Annotated in this window: 5 protein-coding genes; all 5 read left to right on the forward strand. The window is 72.2% G+C overall.

The genetic code is table 11. The features are described from left to right. Positions 1 to 251: 251 nt before the first annotated feature. Complete coding sequence (locus ACRDSQ_RS00435) at positions 252 to 551, forward strand: hypothetical protein (protein ID WP_431417767.1); 300 nt, start codon at positions 252 to 254, stop codon at positions 549 to 551. Between the two features lie 217 nt (positions 552 to 768). Then, positions 769 to 1,065, forward strand: a complete 297-nt coding sequence (locus ACRDSQ_RS00440; RefSeq protein WP_431417769.1) for an acylphosphatase — start codon at positions 769 to 771, stop codon at positions 1,063 to 1,065. 39 nt (positions 1,066 to 1,104) lie between these two features. Next, positions 1,105 to 1,620 carry a sigma-70 family RNA polymerase sigma factor gene (locus ACRDSQ_RS00445; RefSeq protein ID WP_431417771.1) on the forward strand — a complete coding sequence of 172 codons (516 nt, stop codon included), beginning with the start codon at positions 1,105 to 1,107 and terminating at the stop codon, positions 1,618 to 1,620. A gap of 5 nt (positions 1,621 to 1,625) precedes the next feature. Beyond that, positions 1,626 to 2,261, forward strand: a complete 636-nt coding sequence (locus ACRDSQ_RS00450; RefSeq protein WP_431417774.1) for a zf-HC2 domain-containing protein — start codon at positions 1,626 to 1,628, stop codon at positions 2,259 to 2,261. A gap of 86 nt (positions 2,262 to 2,347) precedes the next feature. Next, positions 2,348 to 4,843: chromosome segregation protein SMC (gene smc, locus ACRDSQ_RS00455; RefSeq protein ID WP_431417773.1), on the forward strand; the 2,496-nt coding region annotated here is incomplete at its 3' end.

Genomic DNA, 4,843 nt, shown 5'->3' on the forward strand with positions numbered 1-4,843 from the left:
GTGACGACCCCAGCGGTTCCCGCGCCCACCGCGAGCGCGACAAGAACGGCCTGCACTAGCCCACTACGACCACGACGGTGTGTCACGGTCGCGGAAGGTACCACCAACGAGTGGATCTACGTGAATACTCCGAAACTCTCTGTTACGGAGTTGTTGGATCAGGAGAGGTCGTAGGAGGAGGAGTCGTCGTCGGCGGCGTAGTGGGCGGTGTAGTCGGTGGCGTCGTCTTAGGCGGTGTGGTTGGTGGCGTCGTGGTCACCGGACGCGGCGTGGTGGTGGTGGTCGTAGGCCGCGTACCGCGCTTGGTCGTGGTCGTCGTTGTCTCGGTGGTCGACTCGGTGGTCGTGGTGGTGCTCTCCGTCGTCGACGACGGCACCTCCGAGGACGTGGTGGAGACGGTGCTGGTCGTCGACGTGGGCTTGGCGGAAGTCGACTTCGCGGGCGCGGCGGGCGCGATCGGACTGGCGTCGTCGCTCGAGCCCGAGGCGAAGGCCGCGACGGCGGCGAAAACGGTCGCCACGACGACGCCGGACACACCCAGGATGGCGTAGGGCGCGCGGCGGAGACCTGGTGTTTCGTCGTCCACTGGTGACACTTCGACCCGGTCTGCTGACTCGGACATACAGGTCCACTCTCCCTGACTCGCGAGCGAGCCGGTTCGTCGGCCGGTGACGGCGCGAAAAACTACCATCTCGTAGAAGGACTGCTACCCGTGCGTATGTTTTCTCACTCTGGGTGGATCCCTCGTCCGTGCGGCAGGATGACGGTGTGTCACAGCCGGAGAACCGAGCCGATCCCGTCCGCCTGACCGCGTGGGTGCGCGGCCGGGTCCAAGGCGTCGGGTTCCGGTGGTGGACCCGCAGCCGCGCGCTCGAACTCGGGTTGTCCGGCTGGGCGCGCAACACCGCCGACGGCCGGGTCGAAGTGGTGGCCGAAGGAGCGCGGGACGAGTGCGACCGGTTTCTCCAGGCACTGCGGTCCGGCCAGGCCCCCGGCAGCGTCGACACCGTGGTCGAACAGTGGGGTCCAGCGAAGGGGACGATCGAGGGGTTCACCGAACGGTGACCGGTGAACCGATCCCGTTCCACCCGCGTAGGCACTTACGTGGGTGACGACCCGGGACAGGACGAGCACCTCGTCCGCGAGCTGTACGACCGCTACCGGCGGCCGTTGCACAGCTACGTCCTGCGCGCCGTCGGCAACGACCACCAGCGCGCCGAGGACATAGTCCAGGAGACCCTGCTGCGCGCCTGGCGCCACGCGGACCGCCTCCACGTCGACCACGCGGGCCCGTGGCTCTACACCGTGGCGAAGAACCTGGTGATCTCCGGCTACCGCAAGCAGAGCGCCCGGGTCGCCGAGGTGCCCATCGAGTCCGATTGGGCCCGCCCCACCGACGACTTCGAGCAGGTCCTGCAGGGCTGGCAGGTCGCCGAGGCCATGCGTGCCCTCTCGCGGGACCACCGCGAGGTCATCGGCCAGCTGTACTACCGCAGGCGGACCGTCGCCGAGGCCGCCAAGGTCCTCGGCATCCCGGCAGGCACCGTCAAGTCCCGCACGTTCTACGCGCTGCGGGCCCTGCGCGACGCCCTGGAGGAACGAGGGGTGACCGAGCCGTGAGCTGCATGTTGCTGACCTCCGTCGGCGCCTACGTCCTCGGCGCCCTCGACCCGGCCGACCGGGCCGAGTTCGAGGCGCACCTCGCGGGCTGCGCCTCCTGCAAGGCCGAGCTGGTGCGCATGGCGCCGCTGCCGGGCCTGCTGCACCGGATCTCCCCCGAGGATTACGAGGACCAGCCTGACCTGCCCGAACCCGAGCCCGAGCCGCTCGCCGAGCCGATCCCGCTGCGCAGGCGCGGCCCCAGGCGGCAGTGGCCGCTCGCCGCCGCCGTGGTCATCGTGATCGCCCTGGGCACCGGCACGGCGGTCCTCGTGCAGAACCAGCGCGAGCCCGAGCCGACCGCGGTCAGCTGGTCGGCGAAGGACGCGGCCAGCGGGGTGGGCGCCGACGTGGCGCTGACCGACCGCCCGTGGGGCACCGAGGTGAGGATCACACTGCGCGACGTGCCCGCGGGCAAGCCGTGCAAGCTCGTCGTGCGCGACCGCGACGGCGGCAGGCAGGTCGCAGGCTGGTGGTCGACCACCTTCGAGCCTGGTGAGACCATCCCCGGCAGCACGTCGTTCGACCTCGACCGGATCTCCCGGGTCGAGGTCGTGACCGACGACGACAAGGTGCTGGTCACGGTGCCCGCCCCGGCCTGAGACGCCGCCAAACGGCCCCGCCTCCCCGGGCGGGCGCGTATCCGCAGGTAGTCTCTCCCGGACACAGCACTCGGAAGGGCCGGTTCGTGCACCTCAAGAGCCTGACGCTGAAGGGCTTCAAGTCCTTCGCCTCGGCGACGACGCTGAAATTCGAGCCGGGGATCACCTGTGTCGTCGGACCCAACGGGTCGGGCAAGTCCAACGTCCTCGACGCGCTGCGCTGGGTCATGGGCGAGGGCAGCGCCAAGGGCCTGCGCGGCGGCAAGATGGAGGACGTCATCTTCGCCGGCACCTCCGGCCGCGCGCCGCTGGGCCGCGCCGAGGTCACGCTGACGATCGACAACTCCTCCGGCATGCTGCCGATCGAGTACTCCGAGGTCTCCATCACGCGCCGGATGTTCCGCGACGGGGCCAGCGAGTACGAGATCAACGGCAACGGCTGCCGTCTCATGGACGTGCAGGAACTGCTGTCGGACTCCGGTATCGGCCGCGAGATGCACGTCATCGTCGGGCAGGGTCAGCTCTCCGCGATCCTGGAGTCCAAGCCCGAGGAGCGCCGCGGGTTCATCGAGGAGGCCGCGGGCGTCCTCAAGCACCGCAAGCGCAAGGAAAAGGCGCTGCGCAAGCTCGACGCGATGCAGGCCAACCTGACCCGCCTCAACGACCTCACCGCCGAGCTGCGCCGCCAGCTCAAGCCGTTGGGCAAGCAGGCCGAGATCGCCCGCCGGGCGCAGAGCGTGCAGTCGGAGCTGCGGGACGCGCGCCTGCGGCTGCACGCCGAAGACCTGGTGAGCCAGCGCGAGGACATCGCCCGCGAGGAGGCCGACGAGGCCACCGCGCGCCGCAAGCGCTCCGAGGTCGAGCAGGCTTTGGAGATCTACCAGTCGCGTCAGACCGAGCTGGAGGACCAGCTCGCGGTGGACGCGCCGATGCTCGCCGCCGCCCAGGAGACCTGGTATCGGCTCTCCGCTCTTGAGGAGCGGCTGCGCGGCACTGTCCGGCTCGCCGTGGAGCGCGCGCGCCACCTGTCGGCGTCGGTCGAGGCGCCGCGCGGCGGGCGCGACCCGGACGAGATGGAAGAAGAGGCCGAGCACACCGCGATGCGCGAGGCCGAGCTGTTCGAGGCCGTCGCGGAGGCCCGCTACACGCTGGCGGAGTCCACCGAGCGCCGCGGCGAGCTGGAGCAGCTCGTGCGGACCGCCGAGAAGGCCCACATGGCCGCCGTGCGGGCCATCGCCGACCGCCGCGAGGGTCTGGCGCGGCTCGCCGGCCAGGTCGAGGCGCTGCGCAGCAACACCAACGCCACCTCCGACGAGATCGAGCGGCTCTCCACCGTCTTGGCCGACGCCGGCGACCGCGCCGAGTTCGCCGCGCAGGAACTCGCCGAGGGCGAGGCCGCCAGCGGCACCGAGGAAGGCGACGACGCCGGCCTGGAGGAGCGCCACCAGCGCGCCGTGCGGGCCAACGACGCGGCCAAGGCCCGGGTCGAGGAGCTGGTCAAGGCCGAGCGCGACGCCGAGCGTGAGATCGCGTCCTGGAAGGCCCGCGTCGACGCGCTGTCGATGGGCCTGGCCCGCAAGGACGGCGCGGGCGCGCTGCTCGCCGCGAGCGACCGGCTGCCCGGCCTGCTCGGGTCCGTCGCGGCGCTGCTGACCGTCGAACCGGGTGCCGAGGCCGCCTTGGCCGCCGCGCTGGGTCCGGTGGCCGACGCGGTCGCCGTGGCCGACCCCGACGGCGCTGTCGCCGCACTGAGGATGCTGCGCGCGGGCGACGCGGGTCGCGCGGGGATGCTGGTCGGCGGGCCGGCGCACACGTCCGACCGCTCGTCCTGGCCGACGCTGCCCCCGGGCGCGCGCTGGGCCGTCGATCTCGTGCGGGCGACTGACGCCTTGCTGCCCGCCGTGCACCGCGCGCTCGACAAGCTGGCCGTGGTCGACGGCCTGCCCGCCGCGCAGGCGCTGGTCACCGAATACCCCGAGCTGCGGGCCGTCACGGCCGAGGGCGACGTCCTGGGTGCGCATTGGGCCGTGGGCGGGTCCGAGCGGGCGCAGAGCGTCATCGAGGTGCAGGCCGCGGTCGACGAGGCCAACGCCAAGCTCGCCGCCACCGAGCGGTCGCTGGAGGGCTCCGCGGCCGCGCTGGAAGGCGCGCGTGCCGAGCAGCAGGCCCGCCGCGCCGAGGTAGGCGCGGTCAAAGAGGCGATGAACGAGGCGCGCGTGCGGGCGGCTCGGTCTTCCGAGCGGCTCAACCGGCTGCGCCAGGCCCTGCGGGCCGCGCAGGCCGAGGTCGAGCGGGCCACGTCGCAGCGGGCGAAGGTCGAGCAGGCACGCGAGGAGTCCCTGCTCAAGCTCGCCGACCTGGAGGAACGCCTCGCGGTCGTGCAGGAGCAGGAAGTCGAGGACGAGCCCGACTCCGCGGAGCGCGACGAGTACACCGCCGAGCTGGCCACCGCTCGGCAGGAGGAGATGGAAGCGCGGCTCGTGCTGCGCACCGCCGAGGAACGCCACCGTGCGCTTCAGGGCAAGGCCGACGGCCTGCGCCGGGCCGCCCGCGCCGAGCGCGAGGCCCGCGAACGCGCGACT

Origin of the sequence: Actinokineospora sp. (genome assembly GCF_050699995.1) — a bacterium.
GTDB lineage: Bacteria > Actinomycetota > Actinomycetes > Mycobacteriales > Pseudonocardiaceae > Actinokineospora.